Annotated in this window: 14 protein-coding genes; 5 read left to right on the forward strand and 9 right to left on the reverse strand. The window is 62.1% G+C overall.

Annotated features, from left to right (window positions below):
- The 5 genes from pstC (at window position 1) to phoB (ending at window position 4,988) form a co-directional block, all read left to right on the forward strand.
- A complete protein-coding gene (gene pstC / locus DKM43_RS07815; RefSeq protein WP_109797849.1) occupies window positions 1-1,383 on the forward strand; it encodes a phosphate ABC transporter permease subunit PstC in 1,383 nt (460 codons plus the stop codon).
- A complete protein-coding gene (pstA, locus tag DKM43_RS07820) occupies window positions 1,376-2,659 on the forward strand; it encodes a phosphate ABC transporter permease PstA (RefSeq protein ID WP_407938484.1) in 1,284 nt (427 codons plus the stop codon). Before pstC ends, pstA begins: the two co-directional genes overlap by 8 nt.
- A 1-nt stretch (window position 2,660) precedes the next feature.
- Window positions 2,661-3,476, forward strand: coding sequence for a phosphate ABC transporter ATP-binding protein PstB (pstB, locus tag DKM43_RS07825; protein ID WP_109797850.1), 816 nt, complete (start codon window positions 2,661-2,663; stop codon window positions 3,474-3,476).
- 46 nt (window positions 3,477-3,522) lie between these two features.
- Window positions 3,523-4,209 carry a phosphate signaling complex protein PhoU gene (gene phoU, locus DKM43_RS07830; RefSeq protein WP_109797851.1) on the forward strand — a complete coding sequence of 229 codons (687 nt, stop codon included), beginning with the start codon at window positions 3,523-3,525 and terminating at the stop codon, window positions 4,207-4,209.
- A gap of 89 nt (window positions 4,210-4,298) precedes the next feature.
- The gene (gene phoB / locus DKM43_RS07835) at window positions 4,299-4,988 is read left to right on the forward strand and encodes a phosphate regulon transcriptional regulator PhoB (RefSeq protein ID WP_109797852.1); all 690 of its coding nucleotides are present in this window, start codon (window positions 4,299-4,301) and stop codon (window positions 4,986-4,988) included.
- A gap of 8 nt (window positions 4,989-4,996) precedes the next feature.
- On the opposite strand, the gene DKM43_RS07840 is transcribed toward phoB, so the two are convergent.
- Genes DKM43_RS07840 through DKM43_RS07880 form a run of 9 tightly spaced genes read right to left on the reverse strand, consistent with a single transcriptional unit; the run spans window position 4,997 to window position 14,424 of the window.
- The gene (locus tag DKM43_RS07840; protein ID WP_109797853.1) at window positions 4,997-5,272 is read right to left on the reverse strand and encodes a DUF1467 family protein; all 276 of its coding nucleotides are present in this window, start codon (window positions 5,270-5,272) and stop codon (window positions 4,997-4,999) included.
- A 6-nt stretch (window positions 5,273-5,278) separates the two neighbouring features.
- Window positions 5,279-6,931 (reverse strand): ribonuclease J, encoded by a 1,653-nt coding sequence (locus DKM43_RS07845; protein ID WP_109797854.1) that lies wholly within the window; start codon window positions 6,929-6,931, stop codon window positions 5,279-5,281.
- Window positions 6,928-7,710: a type III pantothenate kinase gene (locus DKM43_RS07850; protein ID WP_109797855.1), complete on the reverse strand. Its 783-nt coding sequence runs from the start codon at window positions 7,708-7,710 to the stop codon at window positions 6,928-6,930. Before DKM43_RS07850 ends, DKM43_RS07845 begins: the two co-directional genes overlap by 4 nt.
- Window positions 7,694-8,425 (reverse strand): biotin--[acetyl-CoA-carboxylase] ligase, encoded by a 732-nt coding sequence (locus tag DKM43_RS07855; RefSeq protein ID WP_109797856.1) that lies wholly within the window; start codon window positions 8,423-8,425, stop codon window positions 7,694-7,696. Before DKM43_RS07855 ends, DKM43_RS07850 begins: the two co-directional genes overlap by 17 nt.
- A 4-nt stretch (window positions 8,426-8,429) precedes the next feature.
- A complete protein-coding gene (gene nuoN, locus DKM43_RS07860; protein WP_109797857.1) occupies window positions 8,430-9,893 on the reverse strand; it encodes an NADH-quinone oxidoreductase subunit NuoN in 1,464 nt (487 codons plus the stop codon).
- Entirely contained in the window at window positions 9,893-11,434 is a 1,542-nt protein-coding gene (locus tag DKM43_RS07865; RefSeq protein WP_109797858.1) for an NADH-quinone oxidoreductase subunit M, read from the reverse strand. The genes nuoN and DKM43_RS07865 overlap by 1 nt, the downstream gene beginning before the upstream one ends.
- The gene (nuoL, locus tag DKM43_RS07870; RefSeq protein ID WP_109797859.1) at window positions 11,431-13,497 is read right to left on the reverse strand and encodes an NADH-quinone oxidoreductase subunit L; all 2,067 of its coding nucleotides are present in this window, start codon (window positions 13,495-13,497) and stop codon (window positions 11,431-11,433) included. Before nuoL ends, DKM43_RS07865 begins: the two co-directional genes overlap by 4 nt.
- A gap of 4 nt (window positions 13,498-13,501) precedes the next feature.
- Window positions 13,502-13,807 carry an NADH-quinone oxidoreductase subunit NuoK gene (gene nuoK, locus DKM43_RS07875; RefSeq protein WP_011445933.1) on the reverse strand — a complete coding sequence of 102 codons (306 nt, stop codon included), beginning with the start codon at window positions 13,805-13,807 and terminating at the stop codon, window positions 13,502-13,504.
- Complete coding sequence (locus DKM43_RS07880; RefSeq protein WP_109797860.1) at window positions 13,807-14,424, reverse strand: NADH-quinone oxidoreductase subunit J; 618 nt, start codon at window positions 14,422-14,424, stop codon at window positions 13,807-13,809. The genes nuoK and DKM43_RS07880 overlap by 1 nt, the downstream gene beginning before the upstream one ends.

Raw genomic sequence — 14,424 nt, forward strand, 5'->3', positions numbered from 1 at the left:
ATGTCGCCAGCCATACTGCTTTTGCTCGCCCTAGGGCTGAGCCTTTTCGGCTGGCTGGCGGCACGGTCCCGCGCATGGGCTTTCCGGCGCGAGGCTCCGGGTGTTCGTCTCCATTCCCTGCCGAACTTCCACGGGTGGTATGTGGCCCTGTGGGTCGGCGTGCCCACGGTCATCTTCGTGGTGCTGTGGAATGCCATCAGCCCCGCGCTTGTCACTGCGCAGGTTCTTGCCGACCCGGCGGCGGCGGCTCTTCCCACTTTCGGCTTCGAGCGGGAAACCATGCTTGCCGAAGCGCGCGCGGTGGCGGAAGGCAGCGCTTTCGGCGTGTTCAATGAACAGGCGCAGGCGCTGGTCGAACCTTATCGCTCGGCCCTCGGCTTCTACCGCACGATCGGTTTTGCGGTGGCGGTGCTCATCGCCTTTGCTGGCGGCGCCTTCGCCTACACGCGTCTCAAGCCCGATTTCACCGCCCGCACGCGTGTCGAGCGGTCGGTCATGGCGCTCCTTCTGCTGGCCTCGCTGGTGGCCATTCTCACCACGGTGGGCATCATCGTCAGCCTCGTGTTCGAGACGGTGCGCTTCTTCGGAATGGTTTCGCCGATCGATTTCCTGTTCGGCACCCACTGGTCCCCGGACCCGATGAGCATGGGCGCGCCTGACGGACGCGATTATGGCGCGATCCCGCTGTTCTGGGGCACGATCTACATCGGCGCCATCATCGCCATGATCGTGGCTATTCCGCTCGGCCTGATGAGCGCCATCTTCCTCACCCAATATGCCAGCAATACGGTCCGCAAGGTGATGAAGCCACTGCTTGAGATCCTCGCGGGCGTTCCCACGGTCGTCTATGGCTATTTCGCCGCGCTCACCGTTGCCCCGCTGGTGCGCGACATGGCCCACGCCGTCGGCATTTCCAGCGCATCGACCGAAAGCGCCCTCGCGGCCGGTCTGGTCATGGGCATCATGATCATCCCGTTCGTCTCGTCGATGGCGGACGATTCCATCGCGGCGGTGCCGCAGGCACTGCGCGACGGCAGCCTGGCGATGGGGGCCACAACCGCCGAAACGATCCGCAAGGTCATCGTCCCGGCAGCGCTTCCCGGCATCGTTGCAGGCGTTATGCTGGCGATCAGCCGCGCCATTGGCGAGACGATGATCGTGGTCATGGCTGCGGGCGCTGCCGCCAACCTTTCCGCCAATCCCTTTGAAAGCATGACGACCGTGACCTTCCAGATCGTCGCCATGCTTACGGGCGAAGGCAGCTTCGATCATCCTGCCACGCTCTCTGCCTTCGCGCTGGGCATGGTGCTGTTCCTTGTCACCCTGACGCTCAACTTCATCGCGCTGCGTGTGGTCAAGCGTTACCGTGAAGCCTATGACTGAGACCGCGCCGATGACCTCCGCTGGTTCCGACATTGAAGCCCTTCAGGCCCGCCGACGGGCCATGATGGAAGGCGGACTGGCCGCGCGCCGCAAGGCTGACCGGCGCTTCCGCTGGCTGGGGTTTTCCGCCGTTGCCTTTTCGGCGCTCATGCTTGCGCTGCTGCTCGTGAACATGGCCTCGGCCGGTTTTGCCGGGTTCCAGCGCAGCGAAGTGACCTTCCCCATCCAGATGGCGGGCGCGATGCAGATCGATGCTGAACGTCTTGCCCAGCCCGATCCCATGGGCGGGCTTGAACTTGCCGGGCTGGAAAAGGTTGTCGACAATGCTGCGCAGCAGGCTTTCGGACCGGAAGCCGGCACCGCGATAGCCGATGGTGCATGGCGCGAAGTTGCCGACATGCTCATCGCCGATCCGGCATTGCTCGGCCGGACGATCACGGTTTCCCTGCCGGCCAGCGACCAGCTTGCCAAGGCCCAGCGCGGCGATGGCGATCCGCAGCTTCAGGCCGTGGCGCGCAAGCTGGAAAGCGAGGGCAAACTTGTCCGCCGCTTCGACAAGGGTTTCCTGCGCCGCTCGGACGCCACCAGTCCGCAGTCGGTGGGCATCTGGGGCGCGCTCAAGGGATCGATGCTTACGATGTTCGTCACGCTCGTCCTTGCCTTCCCGGTCGGCGTTCTGGCCGCGCTCTATCTTGAGGAATACGCGCCGCGCAATCGCTGGACCGATCTCATCGAAATCTCGATCAACAATCTGGCCGCCGTGCCATCGATCATCTTCGGCCTTCTGGGCCTTGCGGTCTTCCTTGCCATCTTCCCGCACTACCGTTCGGCCCCGCTGATCGGCGGGATGACCCTGGCCCTGATGACCATGCCGGTCATCGTCATTTCCGGCCGCAACGCGATCAAGGCCGTGCCGCCATCGATCCGCGATGCCGCGCTGGCCATTGGCGCAAGCAAGGTGCAGGTCGTGTTCAACCACGTGCTGCCGCTGGCCCTGCCCGGCATCCTCACCGGCACGATCATCGGCATGGCCCGTGCTCTGGGCGAAACCGCGCCGCTCCTGATGATCGGGATGCGCGCCTTCGTCGCCAGCCCGCCGTCCGGCTTCACCGCGCCGTCAAGCGTCCTGCCGGTGCAGATTTTCCTGTGGTCCGACGAGATCGACCGCGGCTTCATCGAACGCACCAGCGCGGCAATCGTGGTGCTGCTCGTCTTCCTGCTCCTGATGAACGGTCTTGCGATCTATCTGCGCAACCGCTTCGAAAAACGGTGGTAAAATGAACGCTGAAGCGATTCCGACGCAGGCACAAGCCGCAGAGAAGCCCTATTTCGACGCGCCCCTGAAGATGAGCGCGAAGAACGTGTCGGTCTTTTATGGCGAAAAGCGTGCGATCGACGATGTCTCGATCGAGATACCCCAGCGCTATGTCACGGCTTTCATCGGCCCGTCGGGCTGCGGCAAGTCGACCTTCCTGCGCACGCTGAACCGCATGAACGACACCATCGCCAACGCGCGTGTCGAAGGCGAAATCCTGCTCGACGGCGAGGACATCTACAAGTCGGGCATGGACGTGGTGCAGTTGCGCGCGCGGGTGGGCATGGTGTTCCAGAAGCCCAATCCCTTCCCCAAGTCGATCTACGAAAACATCGCCTACGGACCGAAGATTCACGGCATCACCGGCAGCAAGGCTGAACTTGACGAGATCGTCGAACAGTCGCTGCGCCGCGCCGGTCTGTGGGACGAAGTCAAGGATCGCCTCTCCGACAGCGGAACGGCTCTTTCCGGCGGACAGCAGCAACGTCTGTGCATCGCCCGCGCCATTGCGGTCGATCCCGAAGTGATCCTGATGGACGAGCCTTGCTCTGCGCTCGACCCCATTGCCACCGCGCGCATCGAGGAACTGATCGACGAACTTCGCGCCCGCTATGCCATCGTCATCGTGACCCATTCGATGCAGCAGGCCGCCCGCGTCTCGCAGCGCACGGCCTTCTTCCACCTTGGCAAGATCGTAGAATACGGCAAGACATCAGACATATTTACCAATCCGCGTGAAGAGCGCACCAAGGACTACATCACCGGCCGGTATGGCTGATCCGGCCGGGATGGCTGCACCGCACTAGGGCGACGAGAAGGACAACATGGTGGCCGAACATACCGTCAAGGCATTCGACGAGGACATCACCCGGCTTCGCGGTCTGGTGGCGGAAATGGGCGGTCTTGCCGAACTGTCCGTCTCTGAAGCGATGGACGCCCTGATCCGCGGCGACCACGATCTGGCCGCAGGTGTCATTGCGCGCGACAAGCGCATCGACCAGCTTGAAGCGGAAGTCGACAAGCTGGCCATCCGCGTCCTGGCCCTGCGCGCGCCCATGGCAGACGATCTGCGCGAAGTGATTGCCGCACTGAAGATCGCAGGCGTCATCGAACGGATTGGCGATTATGCCAAGAACATAGCCAAGCGGGTCGGCATAATCGAAGGCCGCAAGCGGTTCGAACCGCTCACCCTGCTTCCGGCAATGAACGAACTGGCGGCCGACATGGTGCATGATGTGCTCACCGCATTTGCCGCACGCGACCCTGTGACCGCCGCCGAAATTGTTCAGCGCGATGCCAAGGTAGATGCCTTCTACGATTCGATCTTCCGCAATCTCGTTTCGTTCATGGTGGAAAATCCCGCAACGATCAGCAGCGCCGCGCAGCTTTTGTTCGTTGCGCGCAACATCGAACGCATCGGCGACCATGCGACCAACATCGCGGAAATGGTCTATTATGCTGCCACGGGGTCAAACCTGCCCGAACGCGAGGAAGTGCTTCCGCCTGCCTGACCACGGCTGCCCTGTGCCTCTTTTCGGCAATGGTCATACTGCGGTAACATTGCACGTGCTTTGGCAAGCTGACTGTCAAGGAGGTTTGCGTGCCCGCTCCGAAGCTGCTTCTGGTTGAAGACGATACGGCTCTGGCCGAACTGGTCGAATACCGCTTTCGCGGCGAAGGCTATGATGTCCGCACCACGGACGATGGCGATGAAGCCCTGCTCCTGGCCGCCGAAGATGCGCCCGATCTTGTCCTGCTTGACTGGATGATCGGCGGCACCAGCGGCATCGAGGTTTGCCGCCGCCTGCGCCGCAACAAGGAAACGGCGCATGTTCCCATCATCATGCTGACGGCCCGTTCCGACGAGGATGACCGCATCCGCGGGCTGGAAACCGGTGCCGATGATTACGTGACCAAGCCGTTTTCTCCGCGCGAACTCATTGCGCGCGTCGGGGCTGTGCTGCGCCGCGTCCGTCCCGCGCTTGCGGGCGAAACGATCAATGTCGGTGACCTTTCGCTTGATCCCACGGCCCACCGCGTGACACGGCGAGGCAGCGCAATGAAAGTCGGCCCGACCGAGTTTCGCCTGCTCAAGCATTTCATGGAGCATCCCGGCCGCGTGTTCTCGCGCGGGCAGTTGCTCGACGCGGTCTGGGGCAGCGGCAGCGACATCGAACTACGCACGGTTGACGTGCATATCCGCCGCCTGCGTCAGGCCATCGCCATCCCCGGCGCAGCCGACCCTGTGCGCACGGTCCGTTCGGCCGGCTATGCGCTTGAGGCCGTCTGAACCGAAGCTCAGTTGTGCGCCATGTAGGTGGTGATATCGAGATCGGCCACCGTTATCCAGCCATGGATGTAGTTCGCATAATAGAATGCGAACAATACCGCTGAAACCACCGTCGCCCTGATCACGATGCGGCGCGGGTTGAAGTTGCTTGGCGCGCTGTCGGCCTGTCCTGCCACCTTGGCATGTCCGGTCTCGTCCGGTGTCCTGATGCCGAACGGCAGGACAAGAAACGCCGCCATGACCCAGAACAGCCCATAGATCGCGATGATCGACGTAATCTTCATCGGTCTTCAGCCTTCGCGCAGCAGAACCTGGACGAGCGGCTTCTTGCCGGACCAGCGCTGCCCGGCCCGGCGCGCTGCCAAACGCACCGCCTCGGACACCGCCGAGCGATCCTTCTTGCGATCCCCTTTGAGGCCGCGCACCGCCTCGGCCACTTCCACCTTGGCTTCGGCCATGAAGGCTTCCATGTCTTCATCAAGCGGAATGCCCAGCGCGGCGACCTCCACATCGGAAACCAGCCTGCCATCATGGCGCACCGCCAGAGCAACGGTAATCAATCCGTTCTGCGACAGCTTGCGCCGCGTGACGACACCATCGCCATCGGCGGGCGCGATGATGTCACCGTCCAGCACCAGACGGCCCGCGCGCTCTTCGGAAACCTTTTTCGGGCCATCCGGGGCGAGCCGGATAAGATCGCCGTTCTTCTGGAGAATGGCGCTCGGAATCCCCTCTTCAAGGCCGAGCCGGACCTGCTCTGCCATGTGGCGCATTTCCCCATGGACCGGCACGAGAATATCCGGCCGGAGCCAGTCATAAAGCGCCACCAGTTCCGGACGCCCCGGATGGCCCGAAACGTGGATCATCGACTGCCGGTCTGTCACAATGCGCACGCCCTTGGCGACAAGCGCATTCTGGATACGCCCGATGGCAATTTCGTTGCCGGGAATCTGGCGGCTGGAGAAGAGGACCGCATCGCCCGCCTCCAGACGCACGGGATGCTGATCGGCCGCAATCCGCGCCAATGCGGCGCGCGGCTCTCCCTGCCCGCCGGTTGCCACCACCAGAAGTTCGCCCCGCGGGACATCCATGGCGTCATCGACATGAACCAGATCGGGCAGGCTTCGCAGGTAGCCGCACGACTGCGCCACCCGGATGATGCGATCAAGCGAGCGCCCGGCAACGCAGAGGCGCCTTCCCGTGGCTTCGGCAACTTCGCCCAGCGTTTGCAGGCGCGCGACGTTGGACGCGAAAGTTGTCACCACCACGCGGCGGCCTTTCTGTTCCGCCACGGCCTCCATCAGCCCTGCCCGCACCTCGCCTTCTGAGCCGGACGGGCGCGGGTTGAAAACGTTGGTGGAATCGCAGACTAGCGCGAGGATCCCTTCATCGCCGAGCGCGGTCAGTTCCTCCTCGGTCGTGGGCGTGCCGACGAGCGGCTCGTCATCCAGCTTCCAGTCACCGGTATGGAAAACCTTGCCATGCGGCGTGTCGATCAGCAGCGCGTTCCCTTCCGCTATCGAGTGCGCTAGCGGCACGTAGCGAACACCGAACGGGCCGAGCTGGAACCGGTCAAGATGGTCGATCACGTTCAGCTCGACCTCGTCCTCTATCCCCGCCTCGACAAGCTTTTCGTGAACCAGCTTGGCGGTAAAGGGCGTTGCATAGAGCGGCACGCCCAGATCCTGCGCGAAGTAGGGGACGGCGCCGATATGATCCTCGTGCGCATGGGTGAGGACGATGCCGACCAGATCGTCAAGCCGTTCCTCGATGAACTCAAGATCGGCGAAAACCAGATCGATGCCGGGATACCACGGATCGGCAAAGGTCATGCCCAGATCGACCATCAGCCATTTCCCGTCGCACCCGTAGAGGTTGACGTTCATGCCGATCTCGCCCGATCCGCCAAGGGCGATGAACAGCAGTTCCTTGCCCGGCTTCACGACGCCTTCACCCGCTGCGCAAGGATGGCAAGGCCATCAAGCGTGAGGTCGGTATCAACATGATCGAATATGTCGGTGTGATCGCCGAAGAGCACAGCCAGCCCGCCGGTGGCCACGACCTTGGCCGGCCGCCCGATCTCTGCGCGGATCCGTGCGATCAGGCCCTCCATCATCGCGACATAGCCCCAGAACACCCCGATGTGCATCTGGTCTTCGGTATTGCGCCCGATCACGCTGCGTGAGCGCGTGGGCGCTTCAATGGCAATGCGCGGCAGCTTTGCCGCGGCATTCACCAGCGCATCGAGCGACAGGTTGATGCCGGGGGCAATGATCCCGCCCTTGTAGGCACCGTTGAAATCGACCACGTCAAACGTCGTCGCCGTTCCGAAATCGACGACAATCAGATCACCCGCATATTTGGCATGGGCCGCAATGGCATTGACCGCCCGGTCCGCCCCCAGCGATCGCGGCTCGTCGATGTCCGCATCGAAGCCCCATTCCACTGGCGCCTGGCCCGCCACGAGCGGGTCCTGCCGGAAATACTTCTGGGCAAGGACGGTAAGGTTGTGCAGCGCGCGCGGAACAACCGTCGAAATGATGATCTGATCGACCGCAGAAGGCTCAACCTCCTGAAGTTTCATAAGCTGGAGCAGCCAGACCGCATATTCATCGGCCGTGCGGCGCGGATCGGTCGCGACGCGCCACCGGGCCCTGATCTCACGGCCTTCAAACAGGGCGAACACGATGTTGGTATTGCCGACATCAACCGCGAGGAGCATTGGAACCCACCATTTCTATGTCACCTGCGTGAATCGCACGGACGGTTCCGTCCGCCAAGCGCATAAGCGCCACGCCATCGTCATCTATCCCGGCAAAGCTGCCTGTGATCGTGCTCTGGTCCCGATCCCTCACCGATACAAGTGACCCGGCAGGCACCGCCCGTGCAATCCATTGCTGGCGAAGCATGGGCCATTCACCGTAGTGCCAGCGGTCCACCGCGTCACGCAGCCGCACTGCAAGTTCTGTGGCGAAACGATCACGCGGCACATCGCAATGATGATCGGCAAGCGATGTGGTTCTGCGATCCGGCACCTGCGGCGCCTGAACGAGGTTGATTCCGATCCCGATGACGACGCTGGAGCCGTGGCGCTCAAGCAGGATGCCGCCCAGTTTCGCCTCGTCCAGCAGGAGATCGTTCGGCCATTTGAGCAGCAGGCCCTGCAACTGCGGCGCACAGGCGATCACAGCCTGATGGGCCGCAACGCCCGCCACCAGCGCAAGCGTTTGCGGCTGCGGATCACGATCGTTCAGATGAACGACAGTCGAACCCATGAAGTTGCCATGACCATCAGACCATGCGCGTCCTGCGCGCCCGCGCCCTGCACTTTGCCGGTCCGCCACCAGCCAGTAGCCTTCGACAGGATGCTCGCCGCGACCAAGACGGGCCAGAAGCTCGCCATTGGTCGAGGCAATATCGGCTACGGTTTCGATCAACGCTTCAGCCGACCGGGAACAACGAAGCCGCCGCGTAACCGGCAAGCGTGCCCAGACACTTGGTGCCCAGATAACCCAGCGGCGAGATGGCAAGCACCGACAGGAGAAGGAGAACGGTGTGCGAGGTTTCCCCCCGGCCCTTCACCACGTCGGCCGCTTCGTCGAAATACATGACCTTCACAACCTTGAGGTAATAGAAGGCTCCGATAACCGATGCCGCGATACCGATGGCTGCGAGCGCGATCATGTCGGCCTGCACTGCGGCCTGAAAAACGACGAACTTGCCCCAGAAACCGAACAGCGGGGGAATGCCGGCAAGGCTGAACATCACCGACGCGAGCGCCAGTGCCAGCCAAGGCCGCGTCTTCGAAAGCCCCGCAATGTCCGAGATAGCCTCGACCTGTTTGCCGTTCTCGTCACGCAGCAGCAGCACCGCCACGAACCCCGCAACCGACATCGCCACGTAGATCGCCAGATAGACAAGCATGGCAGAAGCACCTGCCTTGGTGGCAGCCGCAAGACCGATGAGCATGAAGCCGACATTGTTGATCGACGAATAGGCCATAAGGCGCTTGATGTTCTTCTGACCGATAGCGCCCAGTGCGCCGATCACGATCGAAAGCAGCGCCGCGAAGATCACGACCTGCTGCCAGGCGTGCGGCTGACTGCCGAATGCCTCGAAACAGACGCGCATGAGCAAGCCAAGCGCGGCAACCTTTGATGACGTGGCAAAGAAGGTCGTCACCGGGGTCGGCGCGCCTTCGTAAACGTCGGGCGTCCACATGTGGAAGGGCGCCGCGCTGATCTTGAATGCCAGACCTGCCAGCATGAAAATCACGCCGAAGGTCGCGCCGGTCGAAAGCCCCGCCGCCAGCGCCGCATTGATCCCGGCATAGCTGGTTGTGCCGGTGAAGCCGTAGGTCAGGCTCATGCCGAACAGGAGTATGCCCGAAGCGAGCGAGCCCAGCACGAAATACTTCAGGCCCGATTCGGCCGAACGCTCGTCCGTGCGCAGGAACGACGCCATGACGTAGGAGGCAAGGCTGCTCAGTTCCAGCCCGATGTAGAGCGCCAGAAGATCACCGGCGGCCACCATCATGCCCATGCCCAGCGACGCGAACAGCACCAGCAGCGGGAACTCGGCCCGCATGGCCTTGGCCCCGTCAAAGAACGACTGCGCAACGATCAGCGTCACGCCCGCCCCGGCATAGATCAGCAGCTTTGCGAATGCGGCAAAGGCATCGGCGCGGTGCTGGCCGCCAAACGCCGCAACGTCTGCCCCGCCTGCCTGCCCCCAGAGCGCGGGCGCCACCAGAACCGCGGCGGCAGCAAGCGCTGCAACTGACAGGATCGAAACAAGCCGCGATGCCTTGTCGCCGCTCCACGCCGCCACGAGCAGCAGGACCAGTCCGGACACGGACAGCAGGATTTCCGGCGCGGTAAGCGCGAGTGAACGGGCGAAGTCCATCAGTGCGCCCCCTGATGCGCAGAATTGTGTTCGGTTGCGTGGGCAGCCATCGGCTTGCCTGCGGTGGGCTGGGCATCCCCCTTCGGCCTCGCCTGCGCAAGGCGTGCATCCAGCGCGGCAATATCCTTGCGCATGGGCGCGATGAAGCTTTCAGGATAGACCCCCATCCACAGCACAACGGCGGCAAGCGGCACCATCATCGCCCATTCACGCTTGTCGAGATCGGCCATCGCGGCTGCGTCGGCGTTCTTCTGCTCGCCATAGGCAATGCGGCGATAGAGATAGAGCATGTAGGCAGCGCCCAGAATGATCCCGGTGGTGCAAATCAGGGCAACCCAGCTTGAGATCTGGTAGACACCCATAAGCGAAAGAAACTCGCCCACGAAGCCGCTCGTGCCCGGAAGTCCGATCGAAGCCATCGTGAACAACAGGAGGAACACCGCGTAGTAGGGCATATTGATGGAAAGGCCGCCATACCGGCTGATTTCGCGTGTATGCAGACGATCGTAGATCACGCCGACGCTGAGGAAAAGCGCGCCTGCCACCAGACCATGGCTCAGCATGATGAGCATCGACCCTTCAAGGCCCTGCTGGTTGAACGCAAACAGCCCGACCGTGACAATCGCCATGTGCGCGACCGAGGAATAGGCGATCAGCTTCTTCATGTCGTGCTGCACCAGCGCGATCAGCGAGGTGATGACCACGGCGGCCATCGACAGGAAGAACACGAGCGGAGCGAACTGGGCCGAGGCTTCCGGGAACATGGGCAGCGAGAAGCGGATGAAGCCGTAGCCGCCCATCTTCAGAAGCACGCCCGCAAGGATAACCGAACCACCGGTTGGTGCCTGAACGTGCGCATCGGGTAGCCACGTGTGAACCGGCCACATCGGCATCTTCACGGCAAAACTTGCAAAGAACGCCAGCCAGAGCAGCGTCTGCGCATGCACCGGGAAGTTGTAGGACATCAGCGTCGGGATGTCGGTCGTGCCTGCCTCATTCACCATCCAGAACATCGCGATCAGCATCAGCACCGAGCCGAGCAGCGTGTAGAGGAAGAACTTGTAGCTGGCGTAGATGCGATCAGCCCCGCCCCAGATACCGATGATGAGATACATCGGAATGAGGCCAGCCTCGAACATGATGTAGAACAGGAACAGGTCCTGCGCGGCGAAGACGCCAATCATGAGCGTCTCCATCAGGAGAAACGCCGCGTAGTATTCCCCCTGCCGCTTGTCGATCGACTCCCAGCTTGCCCCGATGCAGATGGGCATGAGGAAAACCGTGAGCGCGATGAGCAAAAGCGCAATGCCATCAATGCCAAGCTTCCACGAAAAGCCCGCAAACAGCGCCGCATTCTCGGTGAACTGCCACTGCGCGCCGCCAATGTCGTAATTCGCCCAGAGGATGACACCCAGCACGAAGTCGATCAGCGTCGCAACAAGCGCCACCGTGCGGGCCTGTTCGCGCGGGACCACAAGACACGCCACCGCGGCCACGAGCGGCACCAGCAGCATCAGCGAGAGGATCGGAAAACCCGTCATTGTGCGATCACCCAGCTGATCGCGCCGACAAGGCCGACGAGCATGACCAGCGCATAGCTATAGAGATACCCCGACTGGAGCTTGGCGGCGGCGCGGCTGCCCAGGGCAACCACCGATGCGGCACCATTGGGGCCGAAACGGTCGATGATGCCCTGATCCACAACCTTCCAGAACACGCGGCCAAGCCACATCGCCGGAACGACGAAAACGTAGTGGTAGAGTTCGTCGAAATACCACTTGTTGAGCAGAAACTTGTAGAGGAACCCGAACTGTTCGACGAACGCCGCAGGGAACTTCGTGTTCCTGATGTAGGCATACCAGGCGATGAACAGGCCGGTGAGCATGACGCCGAACGGCGCCCACTTCACCCACAGCGGAACCTCATGCATCGCGTGGATCGTGTGCTCGGCGAAGACGAGCGAACCTTTCCAGAAATGGCCGGTGCCTTCGCTGACGAAACTGTGGTGGAAGACAAAGCCCGCCAGAACGGCGCCGATCGACAAAACGCCCAGTGGGACGAGCATGTTGAGCGGGCTTTCGTGCGGGTGATAGCCCGCGGTGCCGTCGCCATGTCCGTCTTGAGGCTCGTTGGCGTGATCGTCACCGGCATGATCGTGCGCATGGCCATCGTGACCGTGTGCATCGTGACCGTGTGCATCGTGGACCGCATGCTGGATGTGCTCGGACTGCTCCCAGCGCGGCTTGCCATGGAAGGTGAGGAACACCAGACGCCACGAATAAAAGCTGGTCAGCAGCGCGGCAAAAATGCCGATGAAAAACGCGAAGTGCCCAAGTTCGGTGCCCTTGGCGTAAGCCGCCTCAAGGATTGCATCCTTCGAATAGAAGCCCGCAAAACCGAACACATCGACAATCCCGACGCCGGTAATGGCCAGCGTCCCCATCATCATCGCCCAATAGGTAAGCGGAATGCTTTTGCGCAGGCCACCATAATAGCGCATGTCCTGTTCATGGTGCATGGCATGGATCACCGAGCCGGCGCCAAGGAACAGCAGCGCCTTGAAGAAGGCGTGGGTGAACAGGTGGAACATGGCTGCGCCATAAGCCGAAACGCCTGCGGCAAAGAACATGTAACCAAGCTGCGAACACGTCGAATAGGCGATCACGCGCTTGATATCGGTCTGCGTGGTGCCGACTGTGGCCGCGAAGATGCAGGTCATCGCCCCGATGAAGGTCACGAAGGCGAGCGCCGTCGGGCTGACCTCGAACATGGGCGACAGACGACAGACCATGAAAACCCCGGCCGTCACCATGGTAGCCGCGTGGATCAGCGCCGAAACCGGCGTCGGGCCTTCCATTGCGTCGGGAAGCCAGGTGTGCAGACCAAGCTGCGCCGACTTGCCCATCGCCCCGATGAACAGGAGAATGCAAAGCACCGTCATCGTATCGAAGCGGGCGCCGAGGAAGCCGATGGTCGATCCAGCCATGCCGGGCGCGGCTTCAAGGATCGCCGGGATCGACACCGTGCCGAACACCAGGAACGTTCCGAAGATGCCCATCATGAAGCCAAGGTCGCCCACGCGGTTGACCACGAAGGCCTTCATCGCAGCAGCATTGGCGGACGGCTTCCTGAACCAGAAACCGATCAGCAGATACGAGGCAAGGCCGACCCCTTCCCATCCGAAGAACATCTGGACGAGATTGTCCGCCGTCACCAGCATGAGCATGGCGAAGGTGAACAGCGAGAGATAGGCGAAGAAACGCGGCTGATCCGGCTCATCGCTCATGTATCCCCATGAGTAGAGGTGGACGAGCGCGGAGACGCTCGTGATGACGACAAGCATGACCGCGGTCAGCGTGTCGACCCGCAGCGCCCAGTCGAAATCGAGCGAGCCAGACTTCACCCACTGCAACACCGGGGTGACGCTGGCCTCGGCATGGCCGCCCATGAAGGACAGGAAAATCGGCCACGACAGCGCGCACGAGATGAACAGGGCACCAGTGGTCACGACCTTTGCAGGCACAGCACCAAGGCGCTTGTTGCCAAGCCCGGCGATGATCGCTGCCAGAAGCGGCAGAAATACGATGATCAGGATGGAAGACATAAGCTCAGCCCTTCATCCGGTTGACATCGTCAACGGCAATCGTGCCGCGTCCGCGGAAATAGATGACGAGGATGGCAAGCCCGATAGCCGCTTCGCCCGCCGCCACGGTCAGCACGAACATGGCGAAGACCTGACCGACAAGGTCGTGCAGGAAGGCGCTGAAGGCCACGAGGTTGAGGTTGACCGAAAGCAGGATCAGTTCGATCGCCATCAGGATGATGATGACATTCTTCCGGTTGAGGAAGATGCCGAGCACGCCGAGCACGAACAGGATCGAGCTTACGACGAGATAGTGTTCGATGCCGATCATCAGATCTGGACCCCCTTGCCCACTTCCGGCTGGAGATTGATCGTCGCCTCATCGGGGCGACGTGCATTCTGCTTCGCTATGTTCTGGCCGCGCGTGTCGGTGCGCTGGCGATGCGTGAGCACGATTGCGCCAATCATGGCCACGAGAAGCACGATGCCCGCAGCTTCGAACAGGAACAGGTAGCGGCTGTAGAGAAGCGCGCCGATCGCCTCGATGTTCGACATGCCCGCAGCCTGCGGAGCAGAGCCATCGGCCTTGCCCAGTGCCACCCCCCCTTTGCCATGCACGACGAGGCCGACGAACAGTTCAACGAACAACACAACCGCAAGCGCAAGCCCAAGCGGAAAGTTCCTGATGAACCCGGCGCGCAGTTCGGCAAAGTCGATGTCGAGCATCATGACCACGAACAGGAACAGCACCGCGACTGCGCCGACATAGACGATGACGAGCAGCATCGCGATGAACTCCGCACCCACCAGCACCATCAGGCCGGCAGCGTTGAAGAACGCGAGGATCAGCCAGAGCACCGAATGCACCGGGTTGCGCGCGAGGATCGTCACGGCTCCGCTGAAAATGCAGAGCGTGGCAAAGAGATAGAAGGCAAATACCTGAATCAT

The sequence above is a fragment of the Novosphingobium meiothermophilum genome, from assembly GCF_003171715.1.
Classification (GTDB): domain Bacteria; phylum Pseudomonadota; class Alphaproteobacteria; order Sphingomonadales; family Sphingomonadaceae; genus Novosphingobium; species Novosphingobium meiothermophilum.

Bases quoted from the DNA above. Each gene is read 5' to 3' on its own strand.
- DKM43_RS07840 (WP_109797853.1), bottom strand. From the start codon at position 5,272: ATGAAGATTACGTCGATCATCGCGATCTATGGGCTGTTCTGGGTCATG.
- nuoK (WP_011445933.1), bottom strand. From the start codon at position 13,807: ATGATCGGCATCGAACACTATCTCGTCGTAAGCTCGATCCTGTTCGTG.
- pstB (WP_109797850.1), top strand. From the start codon at position 2,661: ATGAACGCTGAAGCGATTCCGACGCAGGCACAAGCCGCAGAGAAGCCC.
- DKM43_RS07850 (WP_109797855.1), bottom strand. From the start codon at position 7,710: ATGCTCCTCGCGGTTGATGTCGGCAATACCAACATCGTGTTCGCCCTG.
- nuoL (WP_109797859.1), bottom strand. From the start codon at position 13,497: ATGTCTTCCATCCTGATCATCGTATTTCTGCCGCTTCTGGCAGCGATC.
- phoU (WP_109797851.1), top strand. From the start codon at position 3,523: ATGGTGGCCGAACATACCGTCAAGGCATTCGACGAGGACATCACCCGG.
- pstC (WP_109797849.1), top strand. From the start codon at position 1: ATGTCGCCAGCCATACTGCTTTTGCTCGCCCTAGGGCTGAGCCTTTTC.
- DKM43_RS07865 (WP_109797858.1), bottom strand. From the start codon at position 11,434: ATGACGGGTTTTCCGATCCTCTCGCTGATGCTGCTGGTGCCGCTCGTG.
- nuoN (WP_109797857.1), bottom strand. From the start codon at position 9,893: ATGGACTTCGCCCGTTCACTCGCGCTTACCGCGCCGGAAATCCTGCTG.
- DKM43_RS07880 (WP_109797860.1), bottom strand. From the start codon at position 14,424: ATGATTCAGGTATTTGCCTTCTATCTCTTTGCCACGCTCTGCATTTTC.
- pstA (WP_407938484.1), top strand. From the start codon at position 1,376: ATGACTGAGACCGCGCCGATGACCTCCGCTGGTTCCGACATTGAAGCC.